The sequence below is a fragment of the Actinomadura atramentaria DSM 43919 genome (genome assembly GCF_000381885.1).
Classification (GTDB): Bacteria; Actinomycetota; Actinomycetes; order Streptosporangiales; family Streptosporangiaceae; genus Spirillospora; species Spirillospora atramentaria.
The window spans coordinates 224302-243366 of sequence record NZ_KB907208.1 but is presented as its reverse complement, the minus strand read 5'-3'; the positions used below and the strand labels follow the sequence as shown (position 1 = coordinate 243366).

20 protein-coding genes are annotated in these 19065 nt (G+C 74.7%); 12 read left to right on the top strand and 8 right to left on the bottom strand.

Translation table 11 applies throughout. The features are described from left to right. Window positions 1-97: 97 nt before the first annotated feature. Entirely contained in the window at window positions 98-652 is a 555-nt protein-coding gene (locus tag G339_RS37330) for an ATP-binding protein (RefSeq protein WP_019629238.1), read from the bottom strand. Between the two features lie 1363 nt (window positions 653-2015). Beyond that, window positions 2016-2354 (bottom strand): hypothetical protein, encoded by a 339-nt coding sequence (locus G339_RS37325; RefSeq protein ID WP_084693062.1) that lies wholly within the window; start codon window positions 2352-2354, stop codon window positions 2016-2018. A gap of 110 nt (window positions 2355-2464) precedes the next feature. Here G339_RS37325 and G339_RS0101105 point away from each other — a divergent pair, with 110 nt between their 5' ends. The 4 genes from G339_RS0101105 to G339_RS0101090 all read left to right on the top strand — a co-directional run bounded on the left by G339_RS0101105 (window position 2465) and on the right by G339_RS0101090 (window position 4850). Further along, window positions 2465-3274 carry a helix-turn-helix domain-containing protein gene (locus tag G339_RS0101105; protein ID WP_019629236.1) on the top strand — a complete coding sequence of 270 codons (810 nt, stop codon included), beginning with the start codon at window positions 2465-2467 and terminating at the stop codon, window positions 3272-3274. After that, window positions 3271-3471: a DUF397 domain-containing protein gene (locus tag G339_RS0101100; protein WP_019629235.1), complete on the top strand. Its 201-nt coding sequence runs from the start codon at window positions 3271-3273 to the stop codon at window positions 3469-3471. Before G339_RS0101105 ends, G339_RS0101100 begins: the two co-directional genes overlap by 4 nt. Window positions 3472-3612: 141 nt before the next feature. Then, window positions 3613-3855 carry a DUF397 domain-containing protein gene (locus G339_RS0101095; RefSeq protein WP_019629234.1) on the top strand — a complete coding sequence of 81 codons (243 nt, stop codon included), beginning with the start codon at window positions 3613-3615 and terminating at the stop codon, window positions 3853-3855. A gap of 194 nt (window positions 3856-4049) precedes the next feature. After that, on the top strand, window positions 4050-4850 hold the full coding sequence (locus G339_RS0101090; RefSeq protein ID WP_205625463.1) for a methyltransferase domain-containing protein: 801 nt from the start codon (window positions 4050-4052) through the stop codon (window positions 4848-4850). On the opposite strand, the gene G339_RS0101085 is transcribed toward G339_RS0101090, so the two are convergent. The 4 genes from G339_RS0101085 to sigJ all read right to left on the bottom strand — a co-directional run bounded on the left by G339_RS0101085 (window position 4803) and on the right by sigJ (window position 8051). Next, the gene (locus G339_RS0101085) at window positions 4803-5528 is read right to left on the bottom strand and encodes a helix-turn-helix domain-containing protein (protein ID WP_019629232.1); all 726 of its coding nucleotides are present in this window, start codon (window positions 5526-5528) and stop codon (window positions 4803-4805) included. The genes G339_RS0101090 and G339_RS0101085 overlap by 48 nt on opposite strands. A gap of 34 nt (window positions 5529-5562) precedes the next feature. After that, window positions 5563-6021, bottom strand: a complete 459-nt coding sequence (locus G339_RS0101080) for a carboxymuconolactone decarboxylase family protein (protein ID WP_019629231.1) — start codon at window positions 6019-6021, stop codon at window positions 5563-5565. Between the two features lie 68 nt (window positions 6022-6089). Next, the gene (locus G339_RS0101075) at window positions 6090-7142 is read right to left on the bottom strand and encodes an NAD(P)/FAD-dependent oxidoreductase (protein ID WP_026341035.1); all 1053 of its coding nucleotides are present in this window, start codon (window positions 7140-7142) and stop codon (window positions 6090-6092) included. 45 nt (window positions 7143-7187) lie between these two features. Beyond that, on the bottom strand, window positions 7188-8051 hold the full coding sequence (sigJ, locus tag G339_RS0101070; RefSeq protein WP_019629229.1) for an RNA polymerase sigma factor SigJ: 864 nt from the start codon (window positions 8049-8051) through the stop codon (window positions 7188-7190). 130 nt (window positions 8052-8181) lie between these two features. Between sigJ and G339_RS0101065 the strand changes: the two genes are divergently transcribed. Continuing rightward, entirely contained in the window at window positions 8182-8355 is a 174-nt protein-coding gene (locus tag G339_RS0101065; RefSeq protein WP_026341034.1) for a hypothetical protein, read from the top strand. Window positions 8356-8404: 49 nt separating this feature from the next. Here the strand turns inward: G339_RS0101065 and G339_RS0101060 are convergent, their stop codons facing one another. After that, window positions 8405-8758, bottom strand: coding sequence for an immunity 51 family protein (locus G339_RS0101060; RefSeq protein ID WP_019629227.1), 354 nt, complete (start codon window positions 8756-8758; stop codon window positions 8405-8407). Window positions 8759-8876: 118 nt separating this feature from the next. Here G339_RS0101060 and G339_RS0101055 point away from each other — a divergent pair, with 118 nt between their 5' ends. The 7 genes from G339_RS0101055 (at window position 8877) to G339_RS0101025 (ending at window position 16361) form a co-directional block, all read left to right on the top strand. Then, complete coding sequence (locus tag G339_RS0101055) at window positions 8877-9992, top strand: branched-chain amino acid aminotransferase (protein WP_019629226.1); 1116 nt, start codon at window positions 8877-8879, stop codon at window positions 9990-9992. 317 nt (window positions 9993-10309) lie between these two features. After that, window positions 10310-11632, top strand: a complete 1323-nt coding sequence (locus G339_RS0101050; RefSeq protein ID WP_240489723.1) for a CoA transferase — start codon at window positions 10310-10312, stop codon at window positions 11630-11632. After that, the gene (gene yczR / locus G339_RS0101045) at window positions 11629-13035 is read left to right on the top strand and encodes a MocR-like transcription factor YczR (protein ID WP_019629224.1); all 1407 of its coding nucleotides are present in this window, start codon (window positions 11629-11631) and stop codon (window positions 13033-13035) included. Before G339_RS0101050 ends, yczR begins: the two co-directional genes overlap by 4 nt. Before the next feature lie 243 nt (window positions 13036-13278). After that, window positions 13279-14394, top strand: a complete 1116-nt coding sequence (locus G339_RS0101040) for a serine hydrolase domain-containing protein (RefSeq protein WP_019629223.1) — start codon at window positions 13279-13281, stop codon at window positions 14392-14394. An 88-nt stretch (window positions 14395-14482) separates the two neighbouring features. Further along, the gene (locus G339_RS0101035) at window positions 14483-14737 is read left to right on the top strand and encodes a hypothetical protein (protein ID WP_019629222.1); all 255 of its coding nucleotides are present in this window, start codon (window positions 14483-14485) and stop codon (window positions 14735-14737) included. Window positions 14738-14774: 37 nt separating this feature from the next. Next, window positions 14775-15176: a DUF2267 domain-containing protein gene (locus G339_RS0101030; RefSeq protein ID WP_019629221.1), complete on the top strand. Its 402-nt coding sequence runs from the start codon at window positions 14775-14777 to the stop codon at window positions 15174-15176. A 378-nt stretch (window positions 15177-15554) separates the two neighbouring features. Further along, entirely contained in the window at window positions 15555-16361 is an 807-nt protein-coding gene (locus tag G339_RS0101025) for a trypsin-like serine peptidase (protein WP_019629220.1), read from the top strand. Window positions 16362-16376: 15 nt separating this feature from the next. Here the strand turns inward: G339_RS0101025 and lanL are convergent, their stop codons facing one another. Then, the gene (gene lanL, locus G339_RS0101020) at window positions 16377-18974 is read right to left on the bottom strand and encodes a class IV lanthionine synthetase LanL (RefSeq protein WP_019629219.1); all 2598 of its coding nucleotides are present in this window, start codon (window positions 18972-18974) and stop codon (window positions 16377-16379) included. Between the last annotated feature and the right edge of the window lie 91 nt (window positions 18975-19065).

Here is a 19065-nt window from a genome sequence, read left to right as displayed (position 1 = left end):
ACCACCGCGACCAGCGCCTTTACTCTGGGGTCCTCATCCACCCTGCGAGGGTTCGCAACCCGAGGGTGCCGCCGTCGGCGTCCGCGCACTCGTGTCCTCATCCAGCCTTCGAGGGGTCGTGGGTGATGAGGGCCCAGACGGCTTTGCCGGTGGTGGGGTGGCGGGCGGTGCCCCAGGCTCGGGCGAGGGCGGCGACGATGGTGAGGCCGCGGCCGGATTCGGCGGTGTCGTCGGGGCGGGCGGGTTCGGGGAGGTCGTCGGCGGTGTCCCAGATCTCGATGACGGGACCGGCGGCGCAGCCGAAGACGCGCACGAGGATGTCGGGTCCGGCGGTGTGCAGGTAGGCGTTGCTGAGGAGTTCGGCGGCGACGACGAGGGCGTCGTCGCGGACTGCCGCCGGGTAGCCGTGGTCGGTGAGCCAGCGGGCGACGAACGTGCGCGCGCCCGAGACGGCCTCGGCGTCGGCCTTGACGATCAGGACGGACGCGTCGCACGCGAACGCCTCCCCGCTCGGCGCGCCGAACCGCCACGGCCCCGGCGGAACGGGCGCGTCCGCGTCGACCGCGCCCCCGCCCGGCGGCAGGACGCCGCCCTCCGCGCAGCCCAACCCCGCCGCAGTGGCGACCTCGGAGCGCGCGTTCCCCTGCCGCACCGCCCCCGCGCCGGAACCGACGCCCGCGCCCTCCCCCGCGCCCGGCGCACTGACACCCGCGCGCGCCTTCTCCGCGAAACCGCCGGGCTCACCCCCAGCCCGCGCACCCAAGCGATCAGCGCCCGCACTCCCCGCCCCGCCCGATCCGACTTCGGCGCAGGCGCCGCCCGACGCGACGCCCACACGACCGCCGTCCCACCCGCCCAGCGCGACCCCCGCACGACCGCCGTCCCGCCCACCCGACGCCGCTTCCGCCCGAGCGCTGCCCCGCCCGACCGACGCGGCTTCCGCGCGAGCGCTGTCCTGCCCGACCGACGTCGCCCCCGCATGGGCGCTGTCCGGCCCGCACGGCACGGCACCCGCACGACCGCTGTCGCGCCCGCCCGACGCGGCTTCCGCGCGAGTGCTGTCCCGCCCGGCCGACACCACTGCCGCGCGGGCGCCGTCCCGCCCGGTCGACGCAACGCCCGCACGACCGCCGTTCGGCTGGCCCGGCGCGGCTTCCGCGCGGGCGCTGTTCCGCCCGCCCGACGCGGCTTCCGCGCGAGCGCTGCCCGGGCCGCCGGACGCGACGCCCGCACGACCGGCGTCCCGCCCGGCCGACGCCACTGCCGCGCGGGCGCCGTGCCGCCCGGCCGGCGTGGCGCCCGCGCGGGCGCCGTTCGGCCAGCTCGGCGCGGCTTCCGCGCGGGGGCTGTTCCGCCCGGCGGGCGCGACGCCCGTGCGGGCGCTGTTTCGGTCGGGCGGCGTGGTTCCGGCGCGGGGGCTGTTTCGGTCGGGCGGCGTGGCTTTCGTGCGGGTGTTGTTCTGCGGGGTGGGGGCGGGCTCGGCGTGGGTGATCGCCGGGGGGGCGGGGGTGGTTGGGGGCGGACGAGGTGTTGAGCCAGTAGCCGTCGCGGACGCGGGGTGTCGGGTCGGGAGTGCGGCGCGGGGTGGGTGTCGTGCGTGCTGCGGTGCCGGGGGACTCGATGAGCGCGGAGACCCAGGAGACGCCAGGGGTCGCGATGAGTGACGAGACCCGGGGGATGCCGGACGACGCGGCGCGGGAGACCCAGGAGATGCCGGACGACGCGGCGCGGGAGACGCGGGAGATGCCGGAGGACGTGGCGCGGGAGATCCGGGAGATGCCGGACGACGCGGCGCGGGAGACCCAGGGGATGCCGGATGATGCGGCGTGGGAGACCCAGGGGATGCCGGGGGTCAGGGGCGCGCGGGTGAAGGCGGGGTTCGGGTTTTTCCGGTTCACTGAGAATTCCATTTCGGGCGAGGACGGGAAGGGCACGGCGGGAAGCGGGAAGAAGGCGCGGGCGGGCGGCCCGGCGGCCCGGAGGCGGAAGTGCCGCCGGGCGGCCGGGCGGGCGGGTCAGCGCGGCGGGGACTGCGGGATTCCGAGGATTTCCGCGACCGTGCGGGCGACGCCGGTCAGCGAGCCGACCGGGCCGAGGACGGCGCGCGGGTCGAAGCCGCGCACGAACATCCAGCCGTTGCGGCCGAGGTCGCAGCCGACGTCGAGGGACGCGCCCCGCCAGGAGACGCGGAGCAGCGGCGGGAGCTGGGCCTTGAAGCGCGACACCTCGCAGTGGGTGCCGGGGTTGTGCTCACGGAGCGTGAGGCTCAGCGCGTCGAGGAATGTGCGGCGCTGATTGCTCGGCGGCGCGGACGGCGGGCCAGTTCGGGCGTTTTGTTCGGAATCGCAGTCCATCTACGCTCCTTCCGTAATCTTCTTTGCCGTTCCCGCACCATTCTTCAAGATCACCATTAAACTCGACACCGAACACGCCATGACCAAGTCGAACGCCGAAGGAGGGGATCATGGTCAACCGGAAAGATCTCGACCCGACCGAGTCACCGGCCACGCTTCTTGGCTACAAGCTGCGCGAGTACCGCGACGGTGAGCGCATCTCGCAGGCCCAGCTCGCGGCGGCCGTGAACTACAGCCCCGACCTCATCAGCAAGATCGAACTGGGCCACCAGGCCCCCACCCCCGAACTCGCCGCCGTCTTCGACAAGCGCTACGGGACGGGCGACTGGTTCCAGCGCCTCCAGCCCCTCGCGGCCAAGGCGGGCATCCCGGTCTTCTTCCAGCCGTACGCGGAGCTGGAGGCGGGCGCGGACGAGTCTCGCGTCTACTCCCCCGACCTCATCAGCGGAATCCTGCAGACCGAGGAGTACGCTCGCGCGATCTTCGAGACGAGCCAGCCGACCGAAGAGGTCGAGAAAATGACGGCGGGAAGGATGGCCCGCCAGACCATCCTGAAGCGCGACAACCCGCCGTGGCTGGTCATCGTGCTCGCCGAGATGGCGGTGCGCAAGGTCGTCGGGAGTTCCGAGATCACCAAGGCCCAGTTGTCCCACGTCCTCGCTCTGATGGACGAGTCCAACATCATTGTTCGGGTCATGCCGCATCACGCGCCGGTCTACCCTTCGACCGGCTTCACGCTGTTCAGCCGTGACGACAAGCCGGACATCGCCTTCATCGAAGGTACGGAGGAGAACGGCCACGTCGTGTCAGTAGACTCCAAGGTCAAGCAGCTTCGTCGGACCTGGGACAGGATCAGCAACGTGGCCCTGATCGAGACCGACTCGAAAGCTCTGATCAGAGAAGCGATGGAGGATCTGTGAAGGACACTCTGCGGTCGACGTGGCGCAAGAGCAGCTACAGCGACAGCGCAGGCGGCGAGTGCGTGGAGTTGGCCGACCTGGCCACCACCGTGGGCGTACGCGACAGCAAGAACCCGCACGGCCCGGCTCTCCATCTCACCCGCACGGCGGCCACGACACTGGCCGCCGGGATCAAGTCCGGCACGCTGGATCTCTGACCCACCCCGCCAAGAACACTCAAGGCCCTCTCACCCCGGGAGGGCCTTTCGCGTACGAGGGCAACAAAACTCTTCCTTGCCCCCGACCCCCAACCACCCGACGCTGGACCAGACGACCAACAGTCCAACTGGGGAGCATCAATGACTCAGTGGCGAAAGAGCCGCTACAGCGACGCCGCAGGCAGCAACTGCGTCGAACTAGCTTGCTGGCGCAAGAGCACCCACAGCGATCAATCCGGCAGCGAATGCGTCGAGCTAGCGGCCCTGACCACCACCGTCGGCATCCGCGACAGCAAGAACCCGACCGGCCCCCACCTCCACCTGACCCCCCGCGCCGCCCAAGACCTGGCCACCCGCATCAAGTCCAACACCCTCGACCTCTAACCCATCCACACGCGAACACTTCCGTTCTTTCAGCGAACCTCCGGGGGTTCCGGCACAACCGAAGGTTCATTGCAGAACCATCCCCGGCCCAACCCTCTAGCCCCAACCCGACCAGCACCTTTACCCTGGGGTCCTCATCCGCCCTACGAGGGTTCGCAACACGTCACCTCCGGAGCGCTGACGAACACGGCGTCGTGTCCTCATCCGCCCTACGAGGGTTCGCAACGACCTTCCGGCCGAGCGCCTTGGTGGCGTTGCCCTGTGGTCTTCATCGGCCCTACGAGGGTTCCGGCGCAGTGAGCGGTTCGTTCAAGACGGTGTTCGGGGCGCCGGTGAGACTTCGTGTCATGAGCGAGCAGAGTTTCACTCCGGCGTTGGGGCGGTTCGCGCTGCCGCGTGTCTATGACTCCCTGATCGCGTTGACGCGGGAGCGGGTGTGGCGCGGTTCCGTCGCCATGCACGCGGCCGTGCGCGGCGGGGACGTCGTGCTCGACGTCGGGTGCGGGACCGGGTCGCTGGCGCTGTTGCTGCGGCGCGTCGAGCCGGAGGCGCGAATCATCGGCGTCGATCCCGATGCGAAAGTACTGGCGGCGGCTCGGCGGAAAACAGGAGCCGACGCGGTGGAGTGGCGGGTCGGGATGGGGGATGCGCTGACGAGTGTCACCGAAAGCGGGTCCGTGGACGTCGTCGTGTCGAGTCTTGTGCTGCATCAGTGCCCGGTGGCGATGAAGCGCGCCATTCTCGGTTCGATGCTGGACGTCCTGAAACCCGGCGGGCGGCTCGTCATCGCCGATTTCGGGGAGCAGCGCACGAAGGCGATGCGGCTGGCGTTCCGCCTCGTCCAACTGGCGGACGGCAAGGACGACACGCAGTTCAACGCGGACGGGAAACTCCCCGGCCTCATGTCCGACGTCGGATTCCGTCAGGTCCGGGAGGCCGAGACCGTCTCAACCGTCAACGGCTCCATCTCCGTCTACACGGCCCGGCGCGGCTGACGGGCGCAGCGCGCGGACGGCCTCGGCGGGCGTCATCCCCATCATCCGGCGCATCTCGCGCGTGAAATGCGCCTGGTCCGCGAAACCGCCCGCGTGGGCGGCGACGGCGAGCGCGTCCCCCGCGCGCAGCGCCTCGGCGGACCGCGCGAGCCGCCGCCAGATCCGCCAGCGCGCGAGCGGCATGCCCAGTTCGGCGCGCGCGAGGGCGCGGAGGCGCTGCGGCGAGAGGCCGACGCGCGCGGCGACGTCGGGCAGGGGCATGGGCTCGTCCAGCAGGGTGCGCATCGCGGCGAGCAGCCGTCCGTCGAGGTCGCGGGACGGGCGCGCGCCGCCGGGGCGGACGTCCGCCTCCCGCAGCCCGCGCAGGCCGGGCGCGACGACGAGCCCGCTCCCGCCGAACGTCCGCAGCCCGTCCGCGAACCGGCAGTGCGGTTCGATGAAGAACGTCCGCAGGTCCCGCGAGGGGAGCAGCCGGTGCTCGACCATCGGCGGCACGACCAGCGCCGCGCCGCGATGGCGGACGCCGGACGCGTCGTCCATCGCGACCTCGCCGTCCACGGCGACGGCCACCTGGAACGCGGCGTGCCGGTGCGCGCCGCCCGCCCCGACCGCGCCCCGGTAGAGCGCGTAGCCGTCGCCCACGGCGAAGTACGGCCCCGTCCCGTCCACCCGCGCCATGCTAGGGCGGGCGGACGGCGGGGCCGCACGGGGTTCACCAGGTCTGGCCCGCCGGTTCCTGGACGGTCGCGTTGATGCGGTTGAAGAAGTTCGTCATCGCGACCATGAGGATGATCGCGGCGAGTTCCCTCTCGTCGAAATGGTCGGCGGCCTCGTCCCACACGTCGTCCGGGACGGCCTGGCCGGTGCGGTCCGCGATGCGGGTCGCCGCCTCGGTCAGCGCCAGCGCGGCGCGCTCGGCGTCGGTGAAGAACGGGGCCTCGCGCCACGCGACGACGGCGTGCAGCCGCTCGTCGGTCTCCCCGGCCTTCTTCGCGTGCGCCACGCCCCCGTAGATGCAGGCGGCGCACCCGTTGATCTGGCTCGCGCGCAGATGCACCAGCTCCAGCAGCTCGCCGGACGGACCGGCCTTCTCGATCGCCTTGCTGATGCTCTGCACGCCGCCGAGCACGCCGGGGAGCAGCGTGGCGGGGTTCTTCATGCGGGCTTCCATGTCCGTCTCCTTCGTTCGTCGTCTTCACCGGGATGACGACGGCGGGCGCGCGAACGTGACCGGAAACGTCAGCCGAGTCCGGGAAGTCGGCCGGACAGGCGCGGCGCGCGGCGCGCCAGGCGGATCATGCGGGTGGTGGACAGGACGATCTGCTCCTTCGTCCACGCGGCGCGGCGGCCGGTCCATACGCGGTCGCGGGGGGCGTCGTCGGCGTCGAGGAACTGGAGGAGGCCGTCCGAGCGGCCGAGGCTCACGCACTTGGCGTAGTAGCGGAAGCGGAGCGGGTCCGGCGCGTCCCCGCGCAGTTCCGCGCGGACGGTGGAGGCCGCGCGCGAGCCGGTCGGGATCGCCGTCGCGCAGGCCATGCGGAGGCCCGCGGCCGCGTCGCCCGCGACGACGACGTCCGGGTGGGAGACCGAGCGGAGCGCGGCGTCCACGCGCAGGCGGCCGTTGGCGTCGGCGGCGAGTCCGGCGGCGACGGCGGGTTCGGTGTTGGGGGTCATCGCGGCGGCCCAGACGAGCGTGTCGGCGTCCACGTCGGCGGGGGCGACGCGGCGGCCCTCGGTGACGGCGACGCCGAGCCGGGTCAGCGCGGCGCGGAGGTAGGCGCGGGCCTGCGAAGACAGATCCGGGGCGAGTTCGCCTTCGGTGATCAGGGTGACGCCCGGCCTTGTTTCGGCGAGTTCGGCGGCGAGTTCGACGCCGGTCAGGCCGCCGCCGACGACGGCGACCGTGCCGGGGCGCGTCCGGACGTCCGACGCCTGCTCGACGGTGCGGACTCGGGGGTCGTCTGGGGCGGCGGTGCGGCTCCCGGCCGCGTAGACGAGACGGTCGTAGCCGAACGTCTCACCGGTGTCGGTGGTGACCTCGCGGGCCTCGGGGTCCAGCGCGACGGCGCGCGCCGCGACGTGCCGGACGCCCGTCCCCGCCAGGAACCGCGCGAGCGGATGCGCCGCCGACGCGCGCGAACCCGCCGCCAGCTCGTGCAGCCGGACGCGCTCGGTGAAGACACGGCCGGGCGCGATCAGCGTCACGGCGTTGCCGGGGGCCAGGCGCAGGGCGGCCGTGAGCCCGGCGTAGCCCGCGCCCACCACGATGATTCGGTGCTCGTTGTTCGTCATGTACTGGAGACGGGACGCGGCGGGCGGCTGTGAGCATGATCCGCGTCACACGCGGACGTGCGCCAGCTTCTCGGGGTTCACGACGGCGTCGAGCGCGACGACCCGGCCGTCGTCGGCCACAGCGAACGCCAAGACCAGCACCGTTCGGCCGTCCTCCGTGACGACCAGGCCGGGGACGCCGTTCACGTCGCGGATCTCCAGCGACATCGCGCCCGGCCGGAACCGGCGCGCGATACCGGCCGCCAGCCGCGCGACGGCCGCCGCGCCCGCGACGGGGACGCGCGCCGCGCCGACCCGGCCGCCGCCGTCCGAGCGCCACACGACGTCCGGGTGCAGGACGCGGACGAGCGCGTCCAGATCACCGTCCGCCACGGCCGCCAGGAACGCGTCCACGGCGGCGCGGTGCGCGGCGCGGTCCGGCGAGCGGCGCGGCGCCGCCACCCGGACGCGGCGGCGCGCGCGGGCGGCGGCCTGCCGGGCGGCGTCCGGGGAACGCTCCAGGACGTCCGCGACGCGCTCGTACGGGACCGCGAACACGTCGTGCAGCACCAGCGCGAGCCGTTCGGCGGGCGTCAGCCGCTCCAGCGCGGCCAGCAGCGCCAGGCCGACCGAGTCGTCCAGCTCGGCGCGCTCCTCCGGGCCGGGCTCGGTGACGACCGGTTCGGGCAGCCACGGGCCCGGATACGTCTCGCGGCGGGCCTTCGCCGCGCGGAACTGGTCGTGGCAGACGCGGCTCACGACCGCCGTCAGGTAGGCGCGCGGGTCGTCGGCGGCGCCGTCGGGGACGGCCAGCCAGCGCAGCCAGGTCTCCTGGACGGCGTCGTCGGCGTCCATCACCGAACCCGTCATCCGGTAGGCGATGCGCCAGAGCCGGTCGCGCTGCGCCTCGAACACCGCCGGCTCCGCCATGCGACCACCGTCCCAGACGGGTTCCGTTTCCGGGCCCCGACCCCCGGTGGAGCGACGAACGTGCAGGTCAGAAGGTTTTCTGCATGAAGATCAGGGGGTTGGGGAGACCGGCTGCGAAAGGAGGGACGACATGCCCTGGTTGATGATTCTCGCTCTGCTCCTGGTGATCGTCCTGGCCGGCGCGGGTTTCGCGTTCAAGCTGCTCTGGATTCTCGCGGTGATCGCGCTCGTGCTGTGGCTGCTCGGCTTCGTCGCGCGCGGCACCGGCGCGGGCGGGCGGCGCGGACGCTGGTACCGCTGGTGACCTGACTTCACGCGGTCGCGGGAGTTCCGGCTCCCGCGACCGCGGGCGGTCAGTCGAACCATTCGGGATCGCCCGCTTTGATGAGTTCGCTCAGTTTCGCGTGGTCGTGGATGGCTTCGTGCAGGCTCGCGGCCAGCGTGCGGAGCGCGTCCAGATCGTCCCCGTAGGCGACGAACATGCCCGCCTCTGGATCGAGGCCGAGGCGGTTCTCCAGCCCGGGATCGCGCGCCAGGACGGCGCGGGCCACGCCCGCCCAGCCGTAGCCGCTCTCCTCCAGGCCGTGCTCGGCGAAGACACCGGACGCGCCGCCCATCTGCGCGTCCGTCAGCATCAGGCAGTACGAGCCCGGGCGGTGGTCGTACTCGAAGAGGCTGAGCGGCGCGTACGTCTCCTTGTCGTTCATGGCCCGGGAACGTAGCCGCCGCCTCGGACAGTGCAGTCCACTTGCCGCGCATTGGCCGCCGACAACCGGCCCCCGGTGGGCGTGGAATGGGTCCACGTCACCGAACCGAGGAGGCCACATGGCGCTCAACGCGACGCTTCCCGAGGCCGCGCCCGCGTTCCGCTTCGAGCCGAGTTCGCGCGCCGCTTCGCCCGCCGAGCTCGCGGCCGCGCGCGATTCCGCCGCGTTCGGGACGCGGTTCACCGACCACATGGCACTGGCGGACTGGACGGCCGATGCGGGCTGGCACAACGCGCGCGTCGTCGCGTACCAGCCGCTCGCGCTCGACCCGGCCGCCGCCGTTCTGCACTACGCGCAGGAGATCTTCGAGGGGCTGAAGGTCTACCGGCACACGGACGGGTCGGTGCGCGCGTTCCGGATCGACGCGAACGCGCGGCGGTTCGCCGCGTCCGCCGCCCGGTTGGATCTGCCCGCGCTGCCGTCCGAGCTGTTCGTCGCGTCGGTGCGGGACCTCGTCCGCGCGGACGCCCGCTGGGTGCCGGACGGGCCGGAGCGCGCGCTGTACGTGCGGCCGTTCATGTTCGCCGCCGAGCCGTTCCTCGGGCTGCGCTCGGCCGCGCGCGTGACGTACGCGGTGATCGCGTGCCCGACCGGCGGCTATCTGGGCGCGGGCGAGGCCGTGTCGCTGTGGCTCGCGGACGGGCACTCGCGCACCGGACGCGGCGGGACGGGGGCCGCCAAGTGCGGCGGGAACTACGCGTCGTCGCTGGCGGGGCAGCGGGAGGCGCGGGAGAACGGGTGCGCGCAGGTACTCTTCCTCGACGCCGGAACCGGGACGTTCGTGGAGGAAGCGGGCACGATGAACCTGTTCTTCGTCCTCGACGACGGCACGCTCGTCACGCCGCCGCTCGACGGGACGATCCTCGCGGGGGTGACGCGGGACAGCATCCTGGCGCTCGCGCGCTCCGCCGGGCACGCCGTGGAGGAACGGCCTTTCAGCTTGCGGGAATGGGCGTCCGGGGCGGCCTCCGGGCGGCTGCGCGAGGTCTTCGCGACCGGGACGGCGGCGGTCGTCGCGCCCGTCGAACGCCTGCGCGGCCGCGACGGGCTCGACCTGCGCACACCCGGCCCCGGCCCGGTGACCCGCCGCCTGCGCGAGGAACTGACGGCCATCCAGTTCGGCCGCACTCCGGACACGCGCGGGTGGACGTTCGACCTGGGGGTTGCGCCGTGATCTCCCGACCTCGCGACACGCGGGAACCACACGACACTTCGGATGCGCCGAATGCGCCGCGCCCGGCAGACGCGGCGAGCGCGCCGGTTGCGGCGGGCACGGCGGACGCGGCAGGCGCGCCGGTTGCGGCGGTTGCGGTCGGCTCGGCGGGCTCGGTGGGTGGGGTCGGGTGGTTTGCTCGGCGGGCTTGGGAGGCGGTCGGGGGTGATCCGGCGGTGCTCGCGCGGATCGCTCCGCCGTCCCGGCCCGTGCCGTTGCCGTCGCGGTTGCCGGTGGGCGAGCTGGCGTATGACAGCGTCGCGTTGGCTTCGCTGGCCGTGGCCGAGTTGGGGGGCGGCGGGGTGGTCGCGCCGTCGCCCGTGCGCGTCGCGGCGTCGTTCCACGGGGACCGGCTGTTCCGGCTCGACGGCCGCGCCGCCGAGGCGTGGTCGCCGCTGTCGGGGTTCTGGCGCACCGCCGACGGCTGGGTCCGCACGCACGCCAACTACCCGCACCACGCGCGGCGGCTGCGGTCGCTGCTCGGGCTGGCGGCGGGCGTGCGGCCGGGCGAGGTCCGCGCCGCGCTGGGCCGCTGCTCCGCGCGGGAGCTGGAGGAACGCGCCGCCGTCGCGGGCGCGATCGTCCTGGCCGTCCGCGACGAGGCGGAGTGGCGCGCCCATCCGCAGGCCGCCGCCCTCGCGGACCGCCCGCTCGTGGACGTCCGCCGCATCGGCGACGCACCCCCGCGCCCCCTACCCGGGGGACCAATCCAGGCGGACGCTCCGCCGGTGACGAGCGCGCCGCCGCTCACGGACACGCCGCCGCTCACGGATGCGCCACCGCTCGCGAGCGCGCCGCCGCTGGCGAGCGCGCCGTGCCCGCCCGGCGGCCCGCCGGCGCGAACGCTTCCGCTCGCGGGGGTTCGGGTGCTCGACCTCACCCGCGTCATCGCGGGGCCCGTGGCGGGGCGCGTTCTCGCGTTCGCGGGGGCGGACGTCCTGCGCATCGACCCGCCGCACCCGCCCGAACTCCCCTGGCAGCACCTCGACACCGGCCAGGGCAAGCGCTCCGCGACGCTCGACCTGGCGTCCGGAGCAGGCCGCGCCGAGCTGCACGGGCTCCTGGCCCGCGCCGACGTCGTCCTCACCGGCTACCGCCCCGGCTCGCTCGACCGGTTCGGCCTCGCCGACGACGACCTCGCCGTCCGGTATCCCGGCCTGATCGTCGGGAGGATCAGCGCGTGGGACGGCGTCGGCCCGTGGGCGGGCCGGCGCGGCTTCGACAGCGTCGTGCAGGCGGCCACCGGCATCGCGCTCATCGAAGGCGACGACGCCGAGCCCGGCGCGCTCCCCGCCCAGGCCCTCGACCACTCCGCCGGGTACCTGCTCGCCGCGGCCGTGCTCACCCTCCTGCGCCGCCGCGCGGCGGAGGGCGGGACGTACCGGGCGTCCGTCGCGCTGGCCCGCGTCGCCGCCGAACTGCTCGCCGCGCCCCGCACCGGCCCGGCGCCCGACGCGGAACCGCTGCCCACCGTCACGCAGGACGGCCCGGCCGGGCGCGTGACCTGCGCGCCGCCCGCACTCGACTTCCCCGGCGCGCCCGCCGAGTACGTCCCCGCCCGGCCGTGGGGCACGGACGAACCCGCCTGGGAACGTCCGTGAGCGAGCCGCGGATCGGGGCCGCCGCGCTGCGGGCCCTGCTCGGGGAATGGGAGGACGGGCGCGCCGTCTACGTCGCGCTCGCCGAACGCGTCCGGCTGCTCATCGCGGACGGCCGCGTCCCCGCGCGGACCCGGCTCCCCGCCGAACGCGAACTCGCCGCCGCGCTCGGCCGCAGCCGCACGACGGTCGCCGCCGCGTACCGGGCGCTGCGCGAGTCCGGGCACCTGGTGAGCGTGCGCGGGTCCGGGAGCGCGGCGGCGCTGCCCGCCGCCGAGGCCGCCGCCTCGTCCGTCGTGGACTTCGCGCGCGCGATGCCGCCCGCCGTCCCCGGCCTCGACGCGATCGTCCGGCGCGCCCTCGACGACCTGCCCGCCGCGCTCGCCGCGCCCGGCTTCGACCTCGTCGGCGACCCCGGCCTGCGCGCCCGCATCGCCGACCGCTACACCGCGCGCGGCCTGCCGACGACGCCCGAGCAGATCGTCGTCACGCTCGGCGCGCAGCACGCGCTCGGCCTGTGCGCGCGGACGCTGGTGCGGCGCGGCGACCGCGTCCTGGTCGAGATCCCCACCTACCCGTACGGCTACGAGGCGTTCGGCGCGGCGGGCGCGCGGCTCGTCGGCACGCCCGTCACCCGCGACGGCTGGGACGTCGGGCGGCTCCGCGACGTCCTGGCGCGCACCGCGCCGACCGCCGCGTACCTGATCCCCGACTTCCACAACCCCACGGGCGCGTCGATGCCCCCGGCCGACCGCGACCGCGTCCACGCCGCCGCGCGCCGCGCCGGGACGACGCTCGTCGTGGACGAGACCACCGCCGACCTCGACCTCGGACGGCCGCCCGGCGACGGCCCGTTCGCCACGCGCCCCGGCGTCGTGACGGTCGGCTCCCTCGGCAAGAGCGTCTGGGGCGGCCTGCGCATCGGCTGGATTCGCGCCGACCCCGGCCTCCTCGCCCGCGTCGTCGCCGCCCGCGCCGCCACCGACCTCGGCACGCCCGCCCTCGAACAGCGCATCGCCGCCGCCGCGCTCGACGAGCTGCCCGCGCTGCTCGCCGTCCGCACCGCCGAACTGCGCGAACGCCGCGACGTGCTCACCGCCGCGCTCCGCGCCCGCTTCCCCGACTGGGACGTCCCCGACGCGGACGGCGGCGTCGGCCTGTGGGTCGGCCTCGACGCCCCCGCCGGATCGGTCCTCGCCGCCGCCGCCCAGGCGCGCGGTCTCGCGATCAACGCGGGCGCGCGGTTCACCATCGACGGGTCGTGCGAACGGTTCCTGCGCGTCCCGTTCACCGCGCCCGTCCCGCAGATCACGCGCGGCGTCGGGCTCCTCGCCGAGGCGTGGACGGCGCTGCGCGACCTCACCGCCGCTCCGCACGGCTCCCGACGCGCCCCGGACGTCATCTAGGGGGTGTCGTCGAAGTCCCGGCCCACGGCCCTCGCCTGACGGCTCGGGCCTGACCGGGACTCGGCGAACACGGCATCGCTTCGCGACCTGACGCACTCGCGCTGGGGCCAAGGCGGTTTGGAACCGGCGTTGGCCGCATGTTCGCGGGCCCCCGTTTGTCACTCGCGGGTCTTGTGAGGCAGGTCACGCCGGGGTTAGCGTCCTTCCGCCCTATCCCGGCGCCCCGCCCCCCAGGAGCCGCCCATGCTTCGCCGCCCCCTGTCCGCCGCGCTCGCCGCCGCCGTCCTGTTCGCGGCCCCGCTCGGCGGGTCCGCCGCCGTCGCCGCGCCCGCGCCGACCGCCGACCCGGGGCCCGTGTCGGTCCTGGACACGCTCCCGCTGCCGAATTTCGACCGGCTCGACCCGTCCCCGCACCCGGTCGCGCTCACCGCCGCGCCCCGCCCGCTGAACGTCAGCTACACCTACAACGGGCAGACGCGGACGCTGGACGACTTCCTCAACCGCACGACGCAGGGCTTCGTCGTCCTGGACGGCGACAAGATCGTCAAGGAGTGGTACGCGCCCGGCTACTCGCAGGACTCGCTGTTCCAGTCCTGGTCGATGGCCAAGTCGTTCACGTCCGTCGCGATCGGCATCGCGATCGGCGAGGGCAAGATCCACTCGATCGACGACACCGTCGGCCAGTACATTCCCGAGCTGGCCAAGTCCGCGTACGGGGACATCACCGTGCGGAACCTGCTGCGGATGGCGTCCGGCATCGCCTGGACGGAGGCCATCGACGACATCCCGATGCACGTCCTGGTCAGCCTCGGCCTCACCACGACGCGCGACTGGGCGTCCGGCCGGACCAAGGCCGTCGAGCAGGGCACGACGTTCAACTACACCAGCATGAACACCGCCGTCCTCGCGCTGATCCTCGCGCGCGCGACGGGCATGCCGTACTACAAGTACGTCCAGCAGAAGCTGTGGAACCCCGGCGGAATGGCGTCCACGGCCTTCGTCGGCAACGACTCGCACGGCAACGCGCTCGGCTACTGCTGCTACTACGCGCGCGACCGCGACTTCGCGCGGTTCGGGAAGCTGATGCTGGACGGCGGTTCGGTCGGCGGCGTCCAGGTCGTCCCGCACGACTGGGTGACGCTGTCGGCGACCCCGGCCGGGAACACGCCGACGTACGGGCTGAGCTGGTGGCTCGACGGCGACGACGCGTTCTACGCCGACGGGCTCGGCGGCCAGGACATCTACGTGTCCCGCAAGTACAACGTGGTCGTCGTCAAGAGCACCTTCCTCAACCTCGACACCGCCGAGGACGTCCCCGCCTACCGTGCCGTCGCCGCCGAGGTCGCGCGGACCCGCTGAGCCCGGCGCGCCGCCGCCCGCCCGGCCCGCCGCATGGGCGGGCGGCCGCCCGGGTAGGGCGGCGGCGACCCGAGCCAGAGGGGGACTCATGGTCCGCAAGAAGATGGAAGGCGACGAGACCCAGCGCCGCCACGCCGCCCGCGCCGCCCGTGACGCCGGGACGACGCCCAGCGCGGCGGGCGTGACGACGGGCGCGTCCAAGCAGAACCACAGCGACCCGCGCCACGACCCGTACCACCACGTGGAACGGCTCTCCGACATCCACCGGGGCAAGGGGCGGGACGAGTCCCCGCACCCCAAACCCGGCTACGGCGAGCCGGAATCCAAGCGACACCGGAGCTGAACCACGACCGCTCACTGAATATTTCGGGGGATTCGACATGCAGCACGACCAGCTCATCGGACAGGTCCAGGCCCGCGCCCGGCTGGCCAGCAGGGGCGAGGCCGAGACCGCCTGCCGCGCCACCCTGGAGACGCTCGGCGAACGCGTCCCCGAAGGGCTCGCCGACCACCTGGCCGCCCAGCTTCCCCGCGAGATCGGCGAGAACCTGCGCCGCACCGAGGTGTTCGGCGGCGCGGGGACGGGCGAGCGCTTCGACCGCGCCGACTTCGTCGCCCGCGTCGCCGCCCGCGCCCAGGTGGACGAGCCACGCGCCGCCTACCTCGCGCGCGTCGTCCTGGAGATGATGGGCGAGGCCACCGAGGGCGGCGTCATGGACAAGATCGCCGACGCGGTCCCGGACGACATCCGCGACCTCCTGGCCCAGGGCAGCACGGACTGACCAGCGGGACCTGACCCACCCGACCGCGAGCCGCCGGCCCACCCGGCGGCTCCCCCACGCGCCCGACCGCGCTGCCGCGCGCGGGCGGCCGCTCAGTACGCCGCGCGTCCTGCGCGTCGCGTCGCGGGCGCACGGCGGCCGACGCACGGCGCGACGCGCACGTGGCGTGGCGCACGGCGCGTCAGCGGGTGCGGGGCGCCGCGCCGAACGCCCTGACGGAACCGGTGAAGCCGGTGGACGACCCGCGCTGTCTACGCGAGCATCGAGCCGCGACAGATAGCGAGGGTGCGAATGCGAAAAGTAATTTCCACTGGAGTTGCCCTGATTCTCATCGCGGGGGCGGGCGATCCGGCGCTAGCCGACGAGGACCCCGGACGGATGGTCGCCGTCCGGGCCCCGTCCGCCGCCGACGCGCGCCGCGCGACGGGGTCCTGGACCCCGGCCCGGATGCGCGCCGCGCGGCCCGTCCCGATCCCCGAGCGCCGGGCCGCGCCGGGCAGGCCGCGCGGCACGGCCGTCCACAGCGTCGCGCCGAGGCCCGGTCCGCGCGCCGCTGTCAGCGCCAGCACGGGGAAGGTGTTCTTCCGCGACCCCGCCAACGGCCGCGACTACTCGTGCTCGGCCGCCGTCGTCCGCAGCGCGTCCGGCGACCTCGTCGCCACCGCCGGGCACTGCGTCCGCAACGCCGCCGGATGGCTGGAGGACTGGACGTTCGTCCCCGGCTACGACCGCGGCCGCCGCCCGTACGGGACGTGGCGCGCCGAATGGCTCGCCGCCTTCGCCGGCTGGGTGCGCGGCGCGCGGCCCGAGTACGACGCCGCGTTCGTCAAGGTCGCCCCGCGCGGCGGCCGCGACCTCGCCGCCGTCGTCGGCGCGAACGGCCTGCGCACCGGCGGCCCCGCGCGGGCGCGCACGACCGTCCTCGGCTACCCGTTCCTCGCGCCGTACGACGGCGAGCGGCAGGAGTCGTGCGCCGGGACGACGCGCCCCGCGGGCGTCCGCCGCGCGCTGCCGTGCCCGCTCACCACGGGCGCGAGCGGCGGCCCGTGGTTGAGCGGGTACGACGGCGGCACCGGCTACGTCACCGGCGTCACCACCAACACCGACCTCCGCAACACGACGCTGTGGAGCCCGCCGTTCGGCGACGCGGTGTGGCGGCTCTACCGGAGCGCCGACGCGCTCTGACCCGGGTCGGGCAGGTCAGGCGGGCAGCACCAGCGGGTCCAGCCACAGCCGCGCCGCCCCGCCCGACCGCAGCCGCCGCAGGAACGTCACGATGCCGGACGTCCCCGTCGACCAGTCCGGACTGCTCTCGAACAGCGAGGTGTCCGGGAAGACCGGGGCGTCCGGCGTGCCGCCCGCCCGCGCGAGGATCAGGTCCGCGACGCGGTCCGCGCGCCGCCGGTAGGCGTCCTCCCCCGTCACGGCCGCGAGGTCGAGGTACAGCTCCCCGATCCCGGCGAGCCCGCAGCACTGCGTCAGCGCGTACATGCGCGGCGCGAGCCGTCCGCAGACCTCGGCGGCCTCCCGCGCGAGGTCGAGGTAGGCGTCCTCGCGCAGGTCGCGGCCCGCCCGCACCAGCGACGCCCCGATGCCCGCCATGCCCTGGCAGAACGCCGCGTGCATGGGCTTGGCCGACGCGGACCGCGCCGCCGCCAGCAGCGGCGCCATGTGCCCGGCGAGGACGTCGTAGCCCTTGCGGACGACCGGCTCGCAGGCGGTGTCGCCGGTCGCGGTCCGGTACGCGAGCAGGAAGTGGGCGAGGCCCGCGACGCCGTGCGAGTACCCGAGCGTCCGCGACACCGCGCCGCAGTCGTCGTAGTCGGGCGCGCCGCCGCCCGCGACGCGCTCCAGGCCCCCGGCGGCCAGCCGCTCCGCGCACCGCGCGGCGAGGTCGCGGCGGGACGCGTCGCCGGTGAGGTCCCACAGCAGCAGCTCGGCCAGCCCGATCCCGGCGAGGCCGCCGTGCTGGTCGTCCCCGGCGACGCGCGGCACGACGGGCCGCGCCATACCGCGCGCGGTCTCGGTCAGGGCGTCATCGCCGAGCGTCGCGCCCGCCGCCGCGACGAACACGGCCGTCCCGGTGTCGCCGGTGTAGAGGCCGGGCCGGTGCTCGCGCATCGCCAGGAACCCGGTGGCCCAGTACGCGAGGTCGCGGGCGAGGTCGGCCGCCTCCGCGCGGTCGTGGTGGTGCAGCAGCTCCAGCCCGATCCCGGCCGCGCCCCGGTACAGGTTGACGGGGTTGACGACGCGTCCACCGGTGAGCCGTTCGCCGCGCATCAGCCGCTTCGCGCCGCGCACGACGTCCTCGACGCCGTGGTCGACGGCGCGCGCCAGCCGCCGCTCGCGCTCGCCGGGCTGCAGGACGGGCGTCGGCGCGGTCGCGAACCGGCCCGCGCGCAGCCGTCCGGCGGTGGCGCGGCGGTCGGCCGGGTCGGGGCTGAGCAGGCCGAGGATCGTCCCGCCGATGCCGCCGCGCCCGTCCAGGACGGCGGCGGCGCGGGCGGTGTCGTGGTTGTGGGCGTCGCCGGTCATCCACGTCGGCGGGACGCCGGTCGCGGCGTAGAAGAGGGTGGCGCCGAGGGAGTAGTAGTCGCACTCGACGGTCGGTTTCTCGTTGCGCTCCTGCTCGGGGGAGGCGTAGCCGCGCGTCCAGCCGAAGATCGGCGGGTCCTCGACGTGGGCGATCTCGAAGTCCACCAGCGCCGGGCGGCCCGTCGCGTCGTCCAGCACGACGTTCGCCGGGCTGACGTCGCGGACGAGCACGCCGCGCGCGTGGACGCCGTCCACCAGCTCCAGCAGCCGGACGGCCAGGTCGCGCAGGCAGCGGCCGTCGCGCGGGTCGGCGGTGTAGAGGCCGTTGAGCGCGACATCCTGGCCCAGCGCGGTCGCGCCCATGTCGGTGATGACCAGGTACTCCTGCTCGCCGTGCCGGAAGTGGTCCAGCACGCGCGGGACGCCCTCGACGTCGCGCAGCAGCTCCAGCGCGGCCCGCTCGTTGCGCAGCCGGAACCGCGAGTCGCGGCGCAGGACGTCCTCGTTGACGTGGGCGCGCGCCTCCTTGACGATCACCGACGCGCCCGTCTCGCCGTCCAGCGCCCGGTACACGCGGCCCTTGCCGTTGCGGGTCAGCGCCCGCTCGACCCGGTACCGGCCGCCGAGCACGACCGCGGGCGGCCCGCCCGCCGGACGCGGCGCGGGGACGCCCGGCTCCGCGAACGGGTCGGGGTCCCACGGCGGCTGCCAGTACGTGTCCTCCGCCATGCCCGCGTGCGTGCCGCCCGCCGGATCGGTGACGACCAGCTCGAAATCGCCGTCCTCGTTCGGCCGGTACTGCGACTGGAACGGCCCGAACCGGTAGTAGACGGGCGCGTCCGGCCGGACCCGCCGGTCGCTGTTCACCCGCGGCCCGGTCAGCCCCGCCAGATCGGCGGCCAGCCGCCGCGCCAGCGGCACCACGTCGCCGCGCGCCGCGTAGACCGTCACCGCCTTCCCGATCGACCCCGGGCTGTTGTTGGAGGAGTTCAGGTCCTGCAGCGCCCGCCCCGACCGGACGACCTTGAAGTGGCAGGACGCCGCCGTCAGCGCGGGCAGCATCCGCCGGACGGTCTCCAGCAGCGTCGCCGGGCGCGCGGACACGTGGATCTTCCAGCCCTGCACGGGGAGCCGGAACGAGGGGTCGTCCACGACGAGCCATTCGCCGTGGGCGGAGATCGTCCGTCCGGCGCGGGCGGCGGGCTCCGCCAGCGCGGCGCGCAGCTCCCCCTCCTCCGCCAGGACATCGGGTTCGGTGAGCACGTGGGGTCCCCTTCCGTGGGCGTCGGCGAACGGGACCGGGGGGCCATCGAGACCGATGACCCCCCGGCGCCGCGGTCAGGCGGTCAGGCCG

Excerpts from the sequence above, each read along its gene's own strand:
- G339_RS0101035 (WP_019629222.1), top strand. The coding sequence starts at position 14,483 with ATGGTCCGCAAGAAGATGGAAGGCGACGAGACCCAGCGCCGCCACGCC.
- sigJ (WP_019629229.1), bottom strand. The coding sequence starts at position 8,051 with ATGGCGGAGCCGGCGGTGTTCGAGGCGCAGCGCGACCGGCTCTGGCGC.
- G339_RS0101095 (WP_019629234.1), top strand. The coding sequence starts at position 3,613 with ATGACTCAGTGGCGAAAGAGCCGCTACAGCGACGCCGCAGGCAGCAAC.
- G339_RS0101060 (WP_019629227.1), bottom strand. The coding sequence starts at position 8,758 with ATGAACGACAAGGAGACGTACGCGCCGCTCAGCCTCTTCGAGTACGAC.
- G339_RS0101025 (WP_019629220.1), top strand. The coding sequence starts at position 15,555 with ATGGTCGCCGTCCGGGCCCCGTCCGCCGCCGACGCGCGCCGCGCGACG.
- G339_RS0101055 (WP_019629226.1), top strand. The coding sequence starts at position 8,877 with ATGGCGCTCAACGCGACGCTTCCCGAGGCCGCGCCCGCGTTCCGCTTC.
- G339_RS0101105 (WP_019629236.1), top strand. The coding sequence starts at position 2,465 with ATGGTCAACCGGAAAGATCTCGACCCGACCGAGTCACCGGCCACGCTT.
- G339_RS0101075 (WP_026341035.1), bottom strand. The coding sequence starts at position 7,142 with ATGACGAACAACGAGCACCGAATCATCGTGGTGGGCGCGGGCTACGCC.
- G339_RS0101065 (WP_026341034.1), top strand. The coding sequence starts at position 8,182 with ATGCCCTGGTTGATGATTCTCGCTCTGCTCCTGGTGATCGTCCTGGCC.
- G339_RS0101040 (WP_019629223.1), top strand. The coding sequence starts at position 13,279 with ATGCTTCGCCGCCCCCTGTCCGCCGCGCTCGCCGCCGCCGTCCTGTTC.
- G339_RS0101080 (WP_019629231.1), bottom strand. The coding sequence starts at position 6,021 with ATGGAAGCCCGCATGAAGAACCCCGCCACGCTGCTCCCCGGCGTGCTC.
- G339_RS0101030 (WP_019629221.1), top strand. The coding sequence starts at position 14,775 with ATGCAGCACGACCAGCTCATCGGACAGGTCCAGGCCCGCGCCCGGCTG.
- G339_RS37325 (WP_084693062.1), bottom strand. The coding sequence starts at position 2,354 with ATGGACTGCGATTCCGAACAAAACGCCCGAACTGGCCCGCCGTCCGCG.
- G339_RS0101085 (WP_019629232.1), bottom strand. The coding sequence starts at position 5,528 with ATGGCGCGGGTGGACGGGACGGGGCCGTACTTCGCCGTGGGCGACGGC.